The 494-nt window shown below is 42.5% G+C and carries 1 protein-coding gene; it reads right to left on the reverse strand.

Going from position 1 to position 494, the window contains the following annotated elements; translation table 11 throughout:
• Positions 1–45: 45 nt before the first annotated feature.
• Positions 46–494, reverse strand: a 449-nt coding sequence (locus AAEZ05_RS27780) for a WS/DGAT domain-containing protein (protein WP_350649749.1), incomplete at its 5' end; no start/stop codon positions are given.

Below are 494 nucleotides of genomic sequence, written 5' to 3' on the forward strand. Positions count from 1 at the left end.
GCGTCATGTTTTACTGCTTAAACGTTTTACTACTTAAACGCTTTATTAACTGGCCGCTACAGTCTTGGCGTCACTAATACCTTCTAATAAACTCAGCTCATCTTCGAGCAACCCTAGCATATCTTGCAGATGCGGTAGCAGCTTACTACAAGCGGTAATACAAAATTCAATTTTATCTTGATAGCTAGAAAGCGTGATATTCAGCGCTTGACCATCGACGATGATTGAGGCTGGATATAGCGCTTTTAGCGGTGCACCATTCCAATATAGCGGCTTTTTGGAGCCCGGCACATTAGAGATAATAAGGTTAAATGCCTGCTTCCTTGGGAATAAACCTGTCAACACATTAATGCCTTCCCATGCATAAGCAATGGCGCTGTAGTTGATAACTTGCGCTTTATTCATCCGTCTAAAACGACGCTTACCACTATTCACACTCTTATAAATCAATTGTAAACGCTTGGCTGGGTCGTCTAAGTGCGTGCCCAAATTGG

Source organism: Pseudomonas sp. HY13-MNA-CIBAN-0226 (genome assembly GCF_040310305.1).
GTDB lineage: Bacteria > Pseudomonadota > Gammaproteobacteria > Pseudomonadales > Pseudomonadaceae > Aquipseudomonas > Aquipseudomonas gregormendelii.